The 16,290-nt window shown below is 64.5% G+C and carries 15 protein-coding genes and 3 pseudogenes; 7 read left to right on the forward strand and 11 right to left on the reverse strand.

Features of this window, described 5'->3' with window-relative positions; all coding sequences use genetic code 11:
* Positions 1-75 precede the first annotated feature (75 nt).
* Positions 76-1,698 (reverse strand): HAMP domain-containing sensor histidine kinase, encoded by a 1,623-nt coding sequence (locus tag QE374_RS14175; RefSeq protein WP_309735899.1) that lies wholly within the window; start codon positions 1,696-1,698, stop codon positions 76-78.
* 66 nt (positions 1,699-1,764) lie between these two features.
* Between QE374_RS14175 and QE374_RS14180 the strand changes: the two genes are divergently transcribed.
* The gene (locus QE374_RS14180) at positions 1,765-2,127 is read left to right on the forward strand and encodes a VOC family protein (protein ID WP_309736715.1); all 363 of its coding nucleotides are present in this window, start codon (positions 1,765-1,767) and stop codon (positions 2,125-2,127) included.
* Positions 2,128-2,175: 48 nt separating this feature from the next.
* Here QE374_RS14180 and QE374_RS16120 read toward each other — a convergent pair.
* The 3 genes and pseudogenes from QE374_RS16120 to QE374_RS14195 all read right to left on the reverse strand — a co-directional run.
* Positions 2,176-2,438, reverse strand: a pseudogene (locus QE374_RS16120) (IS5/IS1182 family transposase); the annotation flags it as partial.
* Between the two features lie 186 nt (positions 2,439-2,624).
* Positions 2,625-2,921, reverse strand: coding sequence for a hypothetical protein (locus QE374_RS14190; protein WP_309735901.1), 297 nt, complete (start codon positions 2,919-2,921; stop codon positions 2,625-2,627).
* Positions 2,908-3,213 (reverse strand): metalloregulator ArsR/SmtB family transcription factor, encoded by a 306-nt coding sequence (locus tag QE374_RS14195; protein ID WP_309735903.1) that lies wholly within the window; start codon positions 3,211-3,213, stop codon positions 2,908-2,910. Before QE374_RS14195 ends, QE374_RS14190 begins: the two co-directional genes overlap by 14 nt.
* A 426-nt stretch (positions 3,214-3,639) precedes the next feature.
* Here QE374_RS14195 and QE374_RS14200 point away from each other — a divergent pair, with 426 nt between their 5' ends.
* The 3 genes from QE374_RS14200 to QE374_RS14210 all read left to right on the forward strand — a co-directional run bounded on the left by QE374_RS14200 (position 3,640) and on the right by QE374_RS14210 (position 5,877).
* The gene (locus tag QE374_RS14200) at positions 3,640-4,629 is read left to right on the forward strand and encodes a hypothetical protein (protein ID WP_309735905.1); all 990 of its coding nucleotides are present in this window, start codon (positions 3,640-3,642) and stop codon (positions 4,627-4,629) included.
* A 25-nt stretch (positions 4,630-4,654) separates the two neighbouring features.
* Positions 4,655-4,930 carry a helix-turn-helix transcriptional regulator gene (locus QE374_RS14205; RefSeq protein WP_309735907.1) on the forward strand — a complete coding sequence of 92 codons (276 nt, stop codon included), beginning with the start codon at positions 4,655-4,657 and terminating at the stop codon, positions 4,928-4,930.
* Positions 4,931-5,460: 530 nt separating this feature from the next.
* Positions 5,461-5,877, forward strand: a complete 417-nt coding sequence (locus QE374_RS14210; RefSeq protein WP_309735909.1) for a pyridoxamine 5'-phosphate oxidase family protein — start codon at positions 5,461-5,463, stop codon at positions 5,875-5,877.
* Between the two features lie 245 nt (positions 5,878-6,122).
* Here the strand turns inward: QE374_RS14210 and QE374_RS16125 are convergent, their stop codons facing one another.
* From QE374_RS16125 to QE374_RS14225, 4 genes and pseudogenes are all read right to left on the reverse strand, one after another.
* Positions 6,123-6,566 (reverse strand): nuclear transport factor 2 family protein, encoded by a 444-nt coding sequence (locus QE374_RS16125; RefSeq protein WP_396653337.1) that lies wholly within the window; start codon positions 6,564-6,566, stop codon positions 6,123-6,125.
* A 106-nt stretch (positions 6,567-6,672) separates the two neighbouring features.
* Positions 6,673-6,877: pseudogene (locus tag QE374_RS14215) on the reverse strand (IS3 family transposase); the annotation flags it as partial.
* 892 nt (positions 6,878-7,769) lie between these two features.
* Positions 7,770-8,270, reverse strand: coding sequence for a hypothetical protein (locus tag QE374_RS14220; RefSeq protein ID WP_309735911.1), 501 nt, complete (start codon positions 8,268-8,270; stop codon positions 7,770-7,772).
* Between the two features lie 66 nt (positions 8,271-8,336).
* Entirely contained in the window at positions 8,337-9,026 is a 690-nt protein-coding gene (locus tag QE374_RS14225; protein ID WP_309735914.1) for a sigma-70 family RNA polymerase sigma factor, read from the reverse strand.
* Between the two features lie 216 nt (positions 9,027-9,242).
* Between QE374_RS14225 and QE374_RS14230 the strand changes: the two genes are divergently transcribed.
* The 3 genes and pseudogenes from QE374_RS14230 to QE374_RS14240 all read left to right on the forward strand — a co-directional run bounded on the left by QE374_RS14230 (position 9,243) and on the right by QE374_RS14240 (position 13,247).
* Positions 9,243-10,121, forward strand: a complete 879-nt coding sequence (locus tag QE374_RS14230; protein ID WP_309735915.1) for a hypothetical protein — start codon at positions 9,243-9,245, stop codon at positions 10,119-10,121.
* Positions 10,122-11,666: 1,545 nt separating this feature from the next.
* Positions 11,667-12,646, forward strand: a pseudogene (locus QE374_RS16130) (bifunctional lysylphosphatidylglycerol flippase/synthetase MprF).
* A gap of 172 nt (positions 12,647-12,818) precedes the next feature.
* Positions 12,819-13,247 (forward strand): hypothetical protein, encoded by a 429-nt coding sequence (locus QE374_RS14240; RefSeq protein ID WP_309735918.1) that lies wholly within the window; start codon positions 12,819-12,821, stop codon positions 13,245-13,247.
* A gap of 834 nt (positions 13,248-14,081) precedes the next feature.
* Here QE374_RS14240 and QE374_RS14245 read toward each other — a convergent pair.
* The 3 genes from QE374_RS14245 to QE374_RS14255 form a co-directional block, all read right to left on the reverse strand.
* Positions 14,082-14,876: an SDR family oxidoreductase gene (locus QE374_RS14245; protein ID WP_309735920.1), complete on the reverse strand. Its 795-nt coding sequence runs from the start codon at positions 14,874-14,876 to the stop codon at positions 14,082-14,084.
* Positions 14,877-15,043: 167 nt separating this feature from the next.
* Positions 15,044-15,322 (reverse strand): helix-turn-helix domain-containing protein, encoded by a 279-nt coding sequence (locus QE374_RS14250; RefSeq protein WP_309735923.1) that lies wholly within the window; start codon positions 15,320-15,322, stop codon positions 15,044-15,046.
* A 176-nt stretch (positions 15,323-15,498) separates the two neighbouring features.
* Positions 15,499-15,819: a hypothetical protein gene (locus tag QE374_RS14255; protein ID WP_309735925.1), complete on the reverse strand. Its 321-nt coding sequence runs from the start codon at positions 15,817-15,819 to the stop codon at positions 15,499-15,501.
* Between the last annotated feature and the right edge of the window lie 471 nt (positions 15,820-16,290).

Consider the following 16,290-nt stretch of genomic DNA (forward strand, 5'->3'; position numbering starts at 1 on the left):
ATGAGCAGAGCTACTTGAGCATCCTTCGAAGAGCCCAGCAAGGGCGTTAGTTGGATACTGCGCAGCCATTAGCCGTCAGAGGGACGGGGCGTGCTCCGGGAAGATGATCGTCGCCATGGTGCCGTTGCCATCCGCGCGCCCGTCGAGTCGGACCGTCCCTCCGTTGGCTTCAATGAGCTTGCGTGCGAAGGTGAGTCCGAGCCCCACGCCCGGAATGGCGTGCTTCAGCGCGTAGGAGGCCCGGAAGAACAGATCGAACGCTTGATCGCGTTCCTGTTCTGTCATCGTGGCACCCCGATCGCTGACCTCGATCACGACATGTCCGTCGTCTCGCCGGACCGCAATCTCGACAGGGGAAGCGGGCGGCCCATAGATGACGGCGTTGGCAACGATGGCAGTCACTGCCTTGTCGAGATCGTCTGGATCGGCATGGATGCGAAGCTCTCCACCAGTGACGCGCGCGGGGATGATGCGCGCCGTCGGATATCGACTGGCGACCGACCGCAGTACCGACAGCACGTCGACGCGACGAGAGTGACGAGGGATGTGGGTGCGGTTCGCGCTCATGATCTGGTCGATGACGGCCAGCTGGCGCTCGCCAGCCTTCACGATGGTCATGACTGCGGCGAACAGATCCGGGGCCTGCTCCTCCAGGGCGTCGGCGAGCAGGTCGGCATATCCGAGCATGACCGTCAGCGGGGTCCTCAACTCGTGTCCGACGGTGTTGAGGAACTCGTCGCGTGCAGTGATTGCGCTGGTCAGCGCGGTCACATCATGGGCGATGATCAGGGCTCCGATCCGTTCCCCCTCGAGCGTGAAGATGTCTCGCGCCGAGAACTGAAGGGTCAGCTGTTCGGATGGTTCACCAACGTTGAGCGGGACTCCGTCCGCGTAGATCCCGGCATGAAGGGCATCGAGGAAGCTCCGATCGACGGGGAAGGGGCGCCCGTCGGTGAACCGTATCGCAGGCGCGGAACTCCGCGTCCAGCCTCGGACGCCGGCAAGCTGCATCAGTCGGTCGGCGCCGGCATTGCTGAGGGTGGCGACGTCGTCACGGTCGATGAGCATGATCGCATCGGAGGTCGCATCGGCGATTGCCTGAAGGATTGCACGACCGGCTACGTTTTCTCCGAAGAGCGTGTTGATGCGCGCCCGCGATTCGGCGAGGGCGGCTTCCTTCCGTCGTGTCCACGCCGCCGCGGTCGCACAAAAAGCGCATACCACGAGCGCCAGGACACAGAACGCCCCGACCTGCCAGTGAGCCTGGGCGGCACCCACATCGCCGGCGCGTCCGGCGAGCTGAGGGAGCAGTCCCATGAAGACAAACACGACGGCAACGGGCACGAACCACCAAAGCGGGAAGGCGAAGGCGATCCACATGAGCGGGAAGAAGACCGTGATGCCCGCAACAGGTAGGGAGGGAAGTAGGTCCATGCGCGCGTATCCCCAGAGCGCCAGATCCGCCAGAGGGAAGAAGACCCACCACTGACTGGTCGCCTTCAGCGCCTGGGTGAGTCGACAGGCGATAGCCGCCGCTGTTACGACGATGACCCCGACGACAGCGACACCCGCCCCGCCAGGCGTCACATAGTGGGGCGTGGCAGCGGCGACGACGGCAGTTAGCGCGAGCATCGTGCCGGCGAAGACGTATTGCGGGGTGAGGTTTCCTCGCACTCGGTCGACAATGCTGGATTTCATCGCAGAGGTCCGGCCGACGGGGTGATCATACGGGAATAGTAGGGCGGATGGGTTTCCGGATGGTGGATCGCGGATCTTGCGGAGGCTCGGGCCGAGTGGGGCTGGCTGCTTCGCGAGCTCGGCTTCGAGCGCGAGCGCGTGTGGCCCGAGGGGGAGTCGTGGGCCGCTGGTGGCGCGTATCTGACGCTCACGACCTCACCGAATCTGTCCGCGGTTGCGCACGATCGGAGGGCGCCAGGCGTGAACCACCTTGCATTCAGAGCGGGCGTGCCCGACCGGGTTGACGCGATCATGGCTCAGGCGGAGCAGCACGGGTGGCGGCCGTTGTATCAGGACCGGTATCCGCACGCGGGAGGCCCGGATCACTATGCCGGCTGGCTGCAGAACTCTGCCGGCTTCAAAGCGGAGGTCGTCGCCGACGAGTCGTGACGATCCTCACGTGGTGGCCCTGAGTCAGAGCGTGATCGCGCGGAGGACGACGACGTTGCGCCCCTTGTCGGCGTCGTGATCGTAGCCGATGGGGAGGCCGCCACGGGCACCGCGACGTACGCGGTGACTCTGCTCGTCGGCAGGCTCGCTCGTAGATTGTTCATCAGGGCGGGGAACATCGGGGAGTCGCCTGCTTATCCAGGACCGACCATGATCACCAGCGGCAGTCCGCGCCCGTCCACGAGCGGATAGATCTTCGTGCTCAACCCGCCCCGCGATCGACCTATGGCGGGATCAGCTGGCTCCTCACGCATTCGTCTCAGAACGAGCGACCCTGCCGACCAGCGGAAGAGGGCAACAATGGGCGGATCCGCTCCCACTGTTGCTGGCCACGAGATTGTTGACGCTGACTGATACGGCTCGCGAGCTTGCGAGGAACGATAGGAGGGTCGGCGGATACCCGCCGACCCTCCTATCGTGTCGGATCAGGGTTGGGCTCAGTGTTCGTCGTAGTGCTCACCGTGGGCGGCGTGCTTGTGTCCGTCGTGGACGTAGTCGATGTGGTCGTCGTGCACCACGGTCTCGTGGCCGCACTCGTTTCCGTGAGCATGCTCGGCGACGGTGTGCTCCGCGACGCTCTCGTGTTCGTCGTAGTGGTCGCCGTGGGCGGCGTGGTGGTGGGTTCCATGCACGTAATCGACGTGATCGTCGTGCGGAACGGCCTCGTGGCCGCAGCCGGCGTCGTGCTCGTGCTCGGCGATGGTGTGCTCGGCGTGGATCTCAGTCGTGCTCATCAATCTCTCCTTTGTCCAGGGTCTTCTCTTCGAGAACGTGGGTGACTGCGTCGTCGATGACGTGCGCGATGTGGTGGTCCGCGAGGTGGTACAGAGCCTCGCGTCCCGTCCGTACGACCGTCACGATGCCCGACTGTCGCAGCGTCCGAAGATGCTGTGACACAAGGGGCTGGGACATCTCGCTTCGCTCGACGAGCGCGCCGACCCCGCAGGGTTCGGATGCTAGTAAGTGCAGAAGAAGCAGGCGTGAGGATGACCCGAGGATCTTGAAGAGATCCGCTGCGGCATCCAATCCCTCTTCTCCTCGACTGGCAGAGGAACTCCGCGCGGAAGGAGTGACCATGGTGCGAGTGAGCAACAGTTGGGTCAACGCGGCCCTGCGAGCGTTGCGAGCGCAGCGGCCCCGACCGTACGCGGGACGAGATATATCGCTCCGGCGCTATCTCGAGAACGTGAATCAGCTCGGATTTCAAGAAGATATCGTTCGACGCAGCTCGGTTTGAAAGCTAATTCCGAGCCGCGGACTTCAAGCGGACCGGAGAGTTCTCGGCAATTGGATTGATATTTGTTCTTAGTACGTCAAGCTGAGCGGGCGGCCGATATAGGAGTTCATGGATCTGATCCACTTGGGCCCTCGCTCTTGCACCGAGTGGCGGCGATCTCGGCGTTATCGCTCGCTGACATCGACGGTGGTACTCGTCTGCGAGCCAGTACTGGTGTGATCCTCGCTCGCCTTCAGATTGGCGCTCACGAAGAAGCGCTTGAACTCGCCGAACGCATCGCGTGGATAATGCCTGCCTCGGCCGGCGCACTCCTCTCCTCAACAGAGTGCAGTGCTATGTGGGCCGCTGTCGCCGAGGCTTACGTGACACAGGGACATGCGCGGGAAGGCGCAACATTCGCGTACCGTGCAGTGCATGCCGCCGCGGCGGCAGAGAGCGAGGCGGCTCTTTTCCGCGCCCATTCGCTGATTTGCGTCTGCTCAGCGTTGTTCGGAGATTACGACGCGGCGATAAAGTCCGCCGGAGCGGCTAGATCGATCGCGCATCGATTCGGGTCGACCCCGGATCTGAGCGGCTTTCCTCTGATTCTGGGCGAGATTCTGATCTACTCCGCTGACCTTAATGTAGGAGCTCTCGGTGATCTAGCCAGTACCCTGCGGACGTTCTCGTCGAATCCGCGGTACTCCGTCACTGCCGCTGCTGTTGATGCAATGGTGGCACTTGCCAACGGTGACACCGGCGCGGCGGTGACTATCGCAACACGCATAGTAGCGAGCGCGACCGATGAGAGAGCGCTCCCCATGGTTCGCGGCTTCGCGACCGGCATATTGGCGGACGCCCTCTTGACTCGCGGCGAGCCGGACCGGGTGCTCATCCTGCTGGAGCACGTCCCGTCGACTCCCGGACACTCCCTCTGCTTCGACATGCAACGGGCATCGGCTCATCTCATGCGCGAAGACTACGCAGCAGTCCTTCGCGTCACCAGTGGGTGCGTGGCACTGGGAGCGGAACATAGCCTGCGAACTCTCGCGCCCATCCTGTTGCGCCGCGCGCTGGCACACCGCGCGCTTGGGGACTGCGGCATCGCGGACATCGAGGTGGAGGACGCGCTCAGAATGATGGGGGAGTCAGGATCGGCCACGCCTCTGCTGACACTCTCGACCCCCCCAGCTGCAGACGCTCCTCACGAAGTTCGCTGCAAGTAACGAGGCACTGGCGTCTCTTGTGAGCGTGCTGTCAGATCGCTTGAAGAAGCTTCCCAAGTTGTCGGGTTTACGCGTTCGAACTCTGCCGCTACTCACGCCGCGCGAGACGGAGCTGGCATGGCAACTGAGAGATCAACTGACGCTCGATCAGATCGCTCGCGACCGTTTCGTATCTAGGAACACAGTTAAGACGCACGTGCGATCGCTCTACATCAAGCTCGGAGTGTCCTCACGTCAAGAAGCGGTTCAACTCCTTGAGCGAGGTGGCTTCTATGAGCGTCGATCACCTCGTCCGACCTAACCTACGGCTGGGCCCCGACCCGCTCTGAAATGGAAGGCTGCGCGGCGCGGCGCATCGAGTTCTGGCGTATTGCGGTGAGGGGACTACGCTCTTACCTGCTGGGGAAACCCCGCGAAGGCTCACCCGGCAACTGCGGCCCCGCGCATTAAGTGCGGGGCCGCAGTTGCCAGACGCCTCCGCAAGCGAATGTGCCCCACCTCCGTCGTGGTCTTCGTGGCCGCGGATGGTGCGCTCGCGTTCCGTGTGGTCCGGGGCAGCGTCGATCATCCCGATGAGCTGGCGCTCGCCCATCGCGCGTTGTGATGTCAATCACCTGCCCAGTGAAGGCGATCGCTGCGCGACGCGCCTGGACGTAGTCATTAACCATGGCGTCAACATGCCTCTGTGCTCCGAAGCTCGTGGTGCACGTCTTACCCCGAACGCACGCAGGAGCTCACGTCCGAGTCCGCCCTCCACTCGCTCTTGCGCCCCGACGTCCGGAGCGACCCGGCACAAACCGTGCCGGGCTTGGCGCTGGCAGAATCGTAGTCATGCCTGAAGCTCCACTCCCCGAAGCCGCTTTCACTTTCCTCCGCCAGCCGAATCCTGCAGTGATGGCGACGGTCACGTCGAAGGGCAAACCAGTATCGGTGCCCACTTGGTACCTGATCGAGGACGACGGCCGCATCATGCTATGCATGAACTCCGACCGTGCACGGCTGAAGCATCTGCGGAGCAACGGGTACGTTTCCTTGACTGTGCTGGATCCAACGAACTGGGGCACTCATCTGTCCGTTCAAGGGCATGTGGTGTCAATCGAGCCCGACGAAGGATTCGTCAACATCGATCGGCTTTCGCAGCACTTCCATGGCAAGGAGTACCCCGCGAAGGACAGCCCGCTCGTGACTGTCCACCTGGAGATTGACCGCTGGTTGGGTTGGGCCGGGGGACGCGCATCCCAGTTCTGAATCGGTGCGGCCCTGCTGTGCCGGCAGGACGCCCCCTCCCAGCCGAAGCCAGGAGGGGTGTTTCATTGAATCGGCCTGACTTCCGTTCCGTTCTTCAAGCAAGGATGGAAGACGATGAACAGGAACTAATCACCGGAGATGCGTGAGCGGGCGCTCAGGATGCTCGCGGAGACGCGGCCGTCGCACCCGACGATGATGAGCGCTGCTCGGCATGTCGCGGAGCTGTGGGGAATACGTCTTAGCAGTCAGAGGGTCGGCGCTGTGCTTGCCCGCTGCTGTCGCTCCCAGACGGACCGGATCGGATGCGTGTCGTAGATGATGTGCAGGTGCCGGATCCGCCCATCAGGGTCGAGCTCAGCAACATCGACGACGGAGAACGGGGCAGGGGTGCCGTCCGCGAGCGTCCAATTGAAGTCAAACCAGAACGCGATGGTCGCTGTCGCTGTCGCTGTCGCTGTCGCTGTCGCTGTCGGTGTCGATGTACTGACCAGCGTTTGGCGAAGCGTTAGCGCGGACGCAGCTGTGTCAGCGAATAAAATCGGGTAAAAATCTCGCGCCGACCGCTGGCCATATAGCGGGGAACTCACGACGCCATCCGTCGCGAACAAGTTGAGCACCGCGTCCACGTCAGCTAAGGAGAGCGCGTCTAGGTACGCCTCGACGAGGTTCGAGTGAGACAAAGGGAGCATTATGGTGGCTCACTTTCTGATCGCGACTTGAGTAACCCAAACCAGGCCTCATCTTTGGATCTTGCCCCAACGTGAGGCGCCGCGGGTCTGATGTAGACTCGCGCTGTTTGATACCGACCAGCAGATCGCGGTCGTTGGGGACAGCATAGAAGTCGCTCTCGAACTCAGCGGGTGGGACGTCGCCGAGGTAACCGTGGAGGCGCTGGGTGTTGTGCCAGTGCCCCCCAGCCGAGCGTCGCGAGCTCGAGGTCCTCGATGCTCTTCCATGGCCCGGATCGAGCGGGTCGGCGGAGGAGTTCTGCCTTGTAGTGGTGATAGATGACCGCGGGCGACACCTCGAGGGCAGTCGCGAGATCGCGGATCGACCAGGTCAGCACGTGCGACGCGCGGGTGAGTGCGGCGGCCTCATCGATCACCCGGGCAGGGCTGAGGCCGACATGGAAAGCGCGTCCGGTGGTCGTGGGAGACATCGTCGCCTTTCGATACTGCGCGTGGATGGCACATGAGTTAGGTAACGCTTACTCGCTCTACTCTGGTCATAACGGACCGATTAGAACGCTGTTCACTTTACGCGATAATCGTTCTCGATAAGAGGCCGGCGCTCGGTCCATGCCACAAGGAGGCTCACGGATATGACTACCGATACGACGGTGGCGAGGACTCCCGCTGATCCCCCTGCGGCCGTGACCGTCGCAGTCAAGGGCGTCGACCCACGGATTGGGCTTCCGGGGGCGAGGCCACGGCTCCACCGCGGGGTCGTGGTCGGCTGATGCTCGTTTGAGGAACTCGTCGATGTTCCGCTGAACCTCAGCTTTGTCTCGTCCGGAGAGGCTCCCCTGATAGACGTTGATTGGCTGCTGAGGTCTCTTCCACTCCACCTTCGCCAGTTCGCCGTTCTGGAGGCGGAGCAGTTCGAGTAGTGGACGCGGCTCACGGACGATGGCCAAGCGTGGCTGGTCGAGCAGGGGCGGCTGCCGCCGCGGACCTCGCTGCACCGCGTCACTGAGCTCGCCACGTAGGTCACGTTGGAACCCCTGTCAGTTGCAAAGCTGATGGGGGTTCTTTCGTCGCTATCCCTGATGAATCGTGCTCGGGGTTGGTGCGAGCCCGCCGACCGACCTCCACGACCGCTGCCACGGCCGCCGGGAGGGCGGTTCCTGCCTGGCAGATGGCGAGGGAGGGTCAATACGCCCCAAGCTGATATCAGCCGGTCGTTCCCGTTCCGAAGGCGCTCACGTACGCCCTGCGGAGCTGGTCCGTCGCCGGCCCGGTCAGGCAGTCCGATGCGAAACCACCGGTCGAGGCGACGAGGTAGGCGTGGCCGACGGTGAACAGGTCGCCGCCCGTCGATGGGTCGGTCATCTGAGGGATCTCGGCGCTTGTGCCGGGGTCGCCCGCGTATGTCGTCGTCACCGTGAGGGTCACCACACCGTCGTTGACTCTCGTCACGGTGGCCTCGTAGGCGGTGTCGTTGGCGCGCAGGGCGGCGTCCGTGGGCGCGTCGCACGTGATGGCCCCGCCGGTGGGCTCGGGGGTCTGGACGGCCGGGTGTCGCGACGAGACCGGCGATGAGGACTGCGGCGGCAGCTGTCGCGCCTGTGCCGAGAGAGGCTCCGGCGACGAGGAAGCGTGAGCGTCGGCGTCGTGCACGTGTGGCGTCGTCGCGCTCGGCCGCGGCGACGACGCGTCGGATGTGTGCGTCATCGAGCGGGGGGGAAGCAGCGCTCGGATCAGCGCGGCGCATGAGCGCTTTCAGGTCATCATCTTCGGTCATCGTGCTCCTCCCTCCAGGGGCGCAGCGAGAACGGGCGGGCAGACCGCCTCCATCTGCTGCCGGAGCTTCTTCTTCGCGCGGTGCAGACGAATGGTGGCGGCGTTCACCGACGCCCCGATGATGATCGCGATTTCTTGGGGGCCGAGCTCTTCCCACGCCCACAGCCGGAGTACTTCAGCGTCTGTCTTCGAGAGGCGGGCGAGAGCAGCGCGGAGGCAGTTCTCGCGGGGGTCGGCGGTGGCGTCGGGGGCTGTTTCCGAGGGCGGATCCAGCGTGATGATCCGGGCGACAACGCGCTGCTGCCGTCGCGCAGAACGCTCTGCGTTCCGCAAGCAGTTGCGTGCGGTGACGTAGAGCCAGGGCAGTGCGTCTTCGGGTACCTCATCGAACCGGCGCCACACCACGAGCATCGTTTCGGAGAAGACGTCGTCCGCGGTCTGCGGGTCGGCGCGGCGGCGAAGAAATCGCAAGACGGCGTCGCCGTGCGCGCGGACGAAGGCCTCGTAGTCCCGAGACCGTTCGGCGGAGTAACGCTGCACATGACGATCATGTCCGATGGACCGCACTTCTTTCGTCCCAGCGGTCGAGAAGGAATCCACAGTTGTGGTGAAAGGAGGGGCTCGGTGCCGGCCATGAAACAAAAAGGTGCTGCGTTCACGGGCACCCGAGCCCGGAAGGATCTCCATGCGTCTACGCAGCATCACAGTCGTGGCCGGTGCCCTCATCGGCCTCGGTATCGCCGATGGGCGACGGTCACATCCGCCATCGCGCCGACGACGCGAGCGCACGCCACGTTCATCGTCAGCCCGTCGGGGATGCCGGTGACACGATAGCGTCCTCTCGCCCTCTTCAGCAGCCCGATCAGCGCACCTACCTGCCGCCGTCTCTCCTGAAAGTGATCCATGAAGAATCCCGTCACCCTGCCCGCGTTCGCCGCGTTCGCCCTGCTGAGTACCGTCCTTCTCTCGGGGTGCGCTGGACCGGCCGCGCCTGTCGATGTTTCCACCGCGTGCGCCTCGGTGTCGACCACGACGAGCCCGCCGACGTGCGAACGCTCGTACGACACGGGGGTAGCTGTTCGTCTTCCCGAGACGGCGACGGGGGTGGTCGGCGCCGTCGCGCGCGGGGGCGAGGAGTTCGTGACGAGCACGGGTGCCCGCCTCAAGATGAGCGACAGTGTGCGCGACCGCGTGCTCGAGGGCAACGCCTACGCGAGCAGCATCTACCAGGCGCAGGTCTCGGACGGCACGGTGACGTCGGTGACGCCGGTTCTGACCGTACCCTCCGGCGTCGCTCTGACACGCGTCCTCGGCGGAGCGGTGCTCGTGGGAGAGATCACCCCTTACGCGGGCGGTGATGTCTACGACACCGCAGGTTCCCTGCCGGTGGTCGTGACGCTGGATGCGGCAGCCACCGGTGACCTGTTGCACGGCACGATCGCCAATGCGACATCGGCTGTCGCGCTGAGCGATGGCACGTGCGTGCCCGCGCTGGCGGCCGCCGGATCCCGAAACCCTCTCCAAGGCACCTTCACGTCCTCGCTGCAGCTCTCCCGCGATCCCTCGATGCACACCGCTTTCGACGACGAACTCGTCCTGCACTGGGCCGACTCCTCCAGCGGGATGGGTGCGGGGTTCTTCCTGTCAGTGGCGACCATGATGGATGCCGACCCCCTGGCCTCCACGTGGGAGGTCGGCCAACACGGTAACCCCGTCTCCGGGCCGGGCCTTGTGCTTCAGAGATCATCGGCCATGGTGGACACGGGGCGAGCCTGCTCCTGAGCCCGTCGAATGTGCACCCCGCAGAGTGCACATTCCGGTGGTCGAGCACCGTTTCAGAGAAGGGTGCTTTCGATGCACGTTCCCGCCTGGGTCACCAGCGGTCAGTATGTCCGGTTGGCATCGATGATCCTTGCCGCCGTCATCCTGGGCGTGAGCATCGTGGGGATGCACCTCGATGAATTCCGAGGTGAGGGGATCTACGACCTCCGCGCGTTGGCGTTGACGCTGGTCCGCGTGGACGACCCGGCGCTGGTAGCCGTCGTGATCATCGCCGCTCTGCTGGTGTGCGGCTGGGCCGAAAGGGTGATGGGCAGTGTACGGATGCTGTTCGCCTTCGTAGGTGGCGGACTGATCACCTCGGTCATCGGTCTGCTGGTCGCGGAGCTCGAGAACACCTTCCTCATTGCATTGCCGCTCAACCTTGAACCGACCGGCGGGGCGAGCCCCATCGCGGCGCTGCTCGTCGTTGCCATGGCCGCCAGCTGCTTCACAGGCCCGCTGTGGCGTCGTCGGATCCGCCTGCTCGGGGTTCTGCTCGCCGTCACCTTGTTTCTCTACTCGGCCTCCTCGGGCGACCTCTACGCACTCGTCGCCCTCCCCGTGGGTATCGCCGTGGGCATGCTCACCGGAGGAGCGAGGAGCACATCGGGCGTGCAGCGAAGCTCGCACCACGAGACGCGAGTCCTGCTTGCAGCTGTCACGACAGTGGTCGCGGTGGGACCGGTGATCGCCACCGTTTGGGGCAGTGGTGCCGGATTGCTCTCCGCCTACGGATGGCTGTCGTATGACCCGCTGGTGCTCACCGACGGGACGGTGTGCGTCCCCGGTTCGATCGCCGTTCCCTGCCCGGACGGTGCCGCGTATGACGGGCTGCAACCGAACGCGGCGTGGGTTGCCGCCGTTCCGCTCGCGGTCCTGCTCGTCGCCGCCTGGGGCATCCTGCAGGGAAGGCGAAGCGGCCTGTGGATCGCCATCGGGATGAACATCCTCATGTCTGCCGGCCTGGCGTACGTCTTCATCGCCTCAGAACCCGACACGCTCGCCTTCTTGGCCCAGGCGCAAGGCATGGACTCCGCTTTCGTCTGGCAGACGCTCATCGGTCTCGTGGTGGGGGCCGTGGTTCCCCTCGGGGTTGCACTCACCCTCTTCGCGTGTCGCCGCGCGGTGACGGTGCCGTCATCCCGCAAGTCCGCACTCGTCTTCGTCTGCACGGTGGTCGTGGCTGCCGCAGCGGCCTCCCTCGCCGCGCTCGCGGGTACCCTCGCGCTCTCGGGAGGCTTCACGCCTCGACCCAGCGTCGGACAGATCGTTGCCGATCTTCCGCTGCGGTTGCTTCCCCCCTCACTGATACCCGCCGGCGCAGTCACATACGTCCCCACATCGGCAGCTGCGCAAGCCCTGTGGTACCTCCCGTCGTTGCTCTTTTGGGCAGCATGCGTGTGGGCCGCTTTCCGGTTGGTAGTGACGCCTCATGCTGTTCGCGGAGCCGAGGACAGAGCCCGCGCCTACGAGTTGGTGCGCCGAGGGTGCAGCTCTCTGGGATTCATGGCAACGTGGCCAAGCAACCTCTACTGGTTCGCCACAGACGCTGACGCGGGTATCGCGTATCGGGTACACGGGCGAGTTACCGTGACGCTCGGCGGGGCGTTCGGAGCCGACCGCAAACGTCCCGACGTCGGACGCGCCTTCATCGAGTTCTGCGGCCGGAACGGATGGACCCCCGTCTTTTACAGCGTCGACCAGAGTTTCGCTGAAGCTCTCACCCCTCTCCAATGGCAGCGCGTTCGCGTCGCCGACGAGGCGACCATAGACCCCCAAACCTGGACTCCGGCGGGCAAGAAACGTCAGGACGTGCGAACGGCGACCAACCGCGCCCAACGAGAGGGCATGCACGCGCAATGGATCACGTGGAACGAGCTGAGCCTCGTCGACCGGCTGCAGATCCGCGAGATCTCCGAAGCTTGGGTTGCCGACAAGACCATTCCGGAGATGGGGTTCACCCTCGGCAGCGTCGATGAGGCTGCCGACCCGGCGACCCGCTTCATGGTCGCGCGCGATGCGACGGGTCACATCATCGCCGTCACCACATGGATCCCCATCTTCGACGCCGAGGTGATATCCGGATATGCGCTCGACGTCATGAGACGGCGGCACGACGCGATGAACGGTGTGATGGAGTTTCTCATCGGCGCCGCCGTCGACATCACCCGTGAAGAGGGCTACACGATCCTGAGCTTGTCCGGCTCCCCCTGGCCCCACACCGCGATCAGCAGACCGCAGCTCCCTCGGCCCTGGATCGCCTCCTGGAGATGCTCAGCGGACTGCTCGAGCCCGCGTACGGGTTCCGGTCGCTCACAAACTTCAAGAAGAAGTTTCAGCCGGACTTCACCCCGCTGTGGATGGTCTATCCCGATGCCGTCTACCTCCCGGGCATCGGTCTGGCGCTCCTGCGCTGTTACGTCCCGGGGCTCAGACTGACGCAGGCAGCGCGCCTCGCTGCGCGAGCCCGCAGGTCGCAGGACTGACCCGTGCCCGTTCCCGGCGGCCGATGGGGGTGCCGCCGCTCTCAGGAGATCGAGAGGAAGAGTCGTCGACCTGACGAAATATCACTCGAGGTCGCGGTCATAAACCACACGTACGCCGCGATGCTCACTCGTTCATACGGAACGGGGCGCGGTACCGTGAAAGGTGCATTCCATGCGCAAGCGAATCTTCGCCACCGTGACCGCCTCGATCCTCACCGTCAGCCTGCTGACGGGCGGCGCAGCAGCCCTCGCCGCCACTCACGGCGACACCAGCGGCGGCGAGGATGCCCCCTTCATCCACGGCGTCCCCACCCCGCTCATCGTCACCCCGGCAGAGCTCGCGAGAGGACCCCTCAGCCTCGAGGTCGGACAGGCCCTGATCATCGTTCCGGATGCTGACCACGACGGTGTCTGGAGCGGCGGGGGCGGATCCGACGACGACACCGTCCTCCACTTCGAAGCCGCCGTCATTGGTGCAACAGATGACGACGCATCTTCCAACGCCGGTTTCTCCGCACAGAAGGCCGGCGCAACGAAGGGATGGATCGCCGGCGCCGACGGCCAGCGCACCACATTCGACGTCGCCATCACCGCGCACTGATAACGCGCCCCGGGGGTGACCGAACATTCCGTCGCCCCCGGGCGCTTATGCACCGTAAGCGACATCGACCACGAACGAGCCTGCCGCAAAGTCGCCAACCTGCGGGCCAGTCACCGCTGGGTCTGTGCCACAACCCTCGGCGGCGTTCTCACGGTCGAGACTCACGACCGTCGTCGTAGCGGAGTATCCGCCACAGCCTCCGCCAATACCTCTGCCCCTCCAAACCGGGTTTTCCCACCCGAACTGCAGGGGACACCAAGAACAACGAGACCACGGCGGCAAGACCGAAGACGGGACCCGAGCCCGGAGCATCCGGGCCCGAGTCGTGAAATGTTGCCTCGTGCGTCGTAGATGATGTCGGCTGCGGCGAGCCCGCAACTCTCGCGCTGTTCCACTCGCCGCCGCCGGAGGGTGTGGGGGAAGCGTCGGACGGAGAGCGAGTGTGAACGAGTCGATCTCGTGACGGGCCCGACAAAAAAGTAGGTGCCCCGGGTCGTTGCCTGCCACAAGGCGGCCGCGTCGAGCCGCGACGGTCTGATGCGGGCCGAGCGTCAAATGTGGAGCGTGATCCCGGCTCAGCCGTCGATCGTTTCTGTGGATGAGGCGGGCGCGGTTGGGTCTGGCTCATGAACCAGATAGAGACCTCGCGTTGAGTTCGCCATCGAAATCGGGGCTTCCAGCCAGAGGCGGTTGAGGGAGGGCGGTCGGCTACCGATGTAACAAACTCAAGATCAGCACCTGGGTGGACCCACACCGTCTGCCGTCCGCTGCCGACACTGGAGTCTTCCTTTCAAGTAAAACGAATGGCTCCCCGCGCCGGAGCTTGTTGCTGATCTACGGTGACTGAGAGGTTGCTCTCGCACTAGATCCTGGGGCCAATTCCGACAGGCTTCCGATCTGCGAGGTTCTGGGACTGAGCGTTGTACCGTCGCTGACATCGAGCAGGCTACCCGTGGTGCGCGCAGCGAGGTCCGAAACGAGAAAGCTCACAGCGTGCGCGACGTCGGCCGGCGAACCAACGTCACCGAGTGGGGCGGCGGAGGCCATGTATTTCAGGCTACTTGGATCGCTGAATGCCGCGTGGCCGTTGTTTGTATAGCCTGGAACGACTGCGTTCACGCGAATGCCGTGAATGGCGAGTGCTGCAGCGAAATTCTTCGTCATCGATTCGAGGGCTGCCTTACTCGTGGCGTAAGTAATGTTCGCGGGACTCGAAATGTGAGTGGACGCGGATGAGATGTTGACGATGCTTCCCCCGCGCGGCATCGACTGCGCCAGCTCCCGAATGAGGAAGAAGGGCGCGCGCGTGTTCACAGCCAGGAAACGGTCGTAATCCTCGATTGTGATTGATTCCCAGCTCGGACGCACCATTACGCCCGCGTTATTTACAATGGCTTTGAGCGCGGATGCGGGGTGGCGGTCTAGGAACCGACGCACCTCTTTTGTCAATGAGGCCAATCCGCTTGGCTGGCTCAGGTCGGCGTGGATCGAGCGGTGAACCCCACCACTCGCCTTCAGCTGCGTACTCAGTTGGGCTGCCCCGTTCGCGTCGCGGTTGTAGTGGACCAAGATCACGTAGCCTTCATCGATGAGGCGCATGGCGATCGCTCGCCCGACTGCGCAGCCCACGCGGAGCAAGAGTCGGACTTCGGAACGTCCGACCCCATCTCCTCCGCATGGAGGAGACTGGAGTCAACAACAACTGCGTAGCCCGCACCAAGCGGCGAAAAGAGCCCGGCCTTCACGCCGAAGAGCCATTCGCCCGCTGAAGGTGCGGGCTCTTTTCGTTCCTCGGTTCAGCTGCCACTGCGACGTGGGGGAGTGATCCCTGCAGCCACGAGTGTGGCCCGCACGGTCTTCGGATCTCGTCCCACGCGCCGGCCCACTTCGTTCATCGAGAGTCCCTCGCCGAAGAGTTCCAGCATCTGCTCCCGCTCGCTCGAGAGCACTTCAGTGCGAAGCACGACACCCACCTCGGCAAGGCGAGCGGAAACCGTCGTGTCGTGAAGACCAAACTGCTGGGCGACTTGCTCGACCGTTGCCCCGGCTCGATATGCAGCCACGAGCTGCGCCACCTCATCCGCCGTCGCACGGCGAGCTCGTCCCGGTTCCCGTGTTTCTGGGCGAACGGCCCGCGTGAGCGTCCTCGCAACCTCGCCGCTCTGCCACGCACGAAGGAGGGCGCTCACCGGGGGTGAATTAAGTGCAAGCACCTCGGTTAGGGGCACCATCGCGCTCTGCTTGTCGGTTCTCACCCCTTCTTCGGGGCGTAGTAGGCACTGAGCCAGAAATCGCTTGCGTCCGGCACGTCGATTCGTAGGGTTGTCGCCGCCGACGGGTCATCGAGCGGAACGGCCGCAATCGATGTGCCCACCGTTCCGCAGGCGGCACCCACCGTGTTCGGGTTGGTCTGTTCGACGGTCACCGAGTAGTCGCCATCGCCCGTGCAGGTGAGCAGGAGAACGACCTCGACCGGCGCGGCCAGCTGCGCTGCGGGCAGGGTGACCGTCTCGTCCTGGCTCCCCGAGAAGTCACCGGCCGGGGCTGCGCTCGGGTACCGGGCCAGGACCATGTCTCCCTGCGTAGCGAACCGCTCCTGGTCAGAAGGGGCGTCCGATGCACTGGCCGATGTCGTGGGAAGGGGTGTGTGCGATGGAGCCGGAGCCGCTGGTGCGCACGCCGTCAGCGTCGCCACCAGAACCGCGGCTCCTCCCGCGTTCAGTTCTCGCCTCTTCATATCGCTCCTCCGTCTCGTCTCGTAGTGCAGAAGCCTGTCAGAGCGGCGGCGTAACGGCGAGGGTCCTGACGCGTCTCCTCGGTGAGGAGTAAGGCGGTGTCGGAGACACGCCGCGTGTACTCGCCGGTGCACGGGATCGTCACGATCACCGAAAGGCCGAGGCGCCAGGCCGCTGCCAGTTCTGTCACCGCGCGTCTCTCCGGACTCTCCTTCAGCGGCACGGCGCCGGCGTCGCGGATGCCCGTGAACAATTCCCGCCGCCATCACGCACTTCCTCTCGCTTGCCTCACCGTGCGCCATTCAACC

It is taken from the genome of Microbacterium sp. SORGH_AS_0428 (assembly GCF_031453615.1).
Classification (GTDB): Bacteria; Actinomycetota; Actinomycetes; order Actinomycetales; family Microbacteriaceae; genus Microbacterium.

What these genes read in the sequence shown, in the direction of transcription:
- QE374_RS14175 (WP_309735899.1), bottom strand. Translation starts at nt 1,698, where the DNA reads ATGAAATCCAGCATTGTCGACCGAGTGCGAGGAAACCTCACCCCGCAA.
- QE374_RS14190 (WP_309735901.1), bottom strand. Translation starts at nt 2,921, where the DNA reads ATGAGCACGACTGAGATCCACGCCGAGCACACCATCGCCGAGCACGAG.
- QE374_RS14210 (WP_309735909.1), top strand. Translation starts at nt 5,461, where the DNA reads ATGCCTGAAGCTCCACTCCCCGAAGCCGCTTTCACTTTCCTCCGCCAG.
- QE374_RS16125 (WP_396653337.1), bottom strand. Translation starts at nt 6,566, where the DNA reads ATGCTCCCTTTGTCTCACTCGAACCTCGTCGAGGCGTACCTAGACGCG.
- QE374_RS14220 (WP_309735911.1), bottom strand. Translation starts at nt 8,270, where the DNA reads ATGACGCACACATCCGACGCGTCGTCGCCGCGGCCGAGCGCGACGACG.
- QE374_RS14225 (WP_309735914.1), bottom strand. Translation starts at nt 9,026, where the DNA reads ATGGAGATCCTTCCGGGCTCGGGTGCCCGTGAACGCAGCACCTTTTTG.
- QE374_RS14230 (WP_309735915.1), top strand. Translation starts at nt 9,243, where the DNA reads ATGAAGAATCCCGTCACCCTGCCCGCGTTCGCCGCGTTCGCCCTGCTG.
- QE374_RS14240 (WP_309735918.1), top strand. Translation starts at nt 12,819, where the DNA reads ATGCGCAAGCGAATCTTCGCCACCGTGACCGCCTCGATCCTCACCGTC.
- QE374_RS14255 (WP_309735925.1), bottom strand. Translation starts at nt 15,819, where the DNA reads ATGGTCCTGGCCCGGTACCCGAGCGCAGCCCCGGCCGGTGACTTCTCG.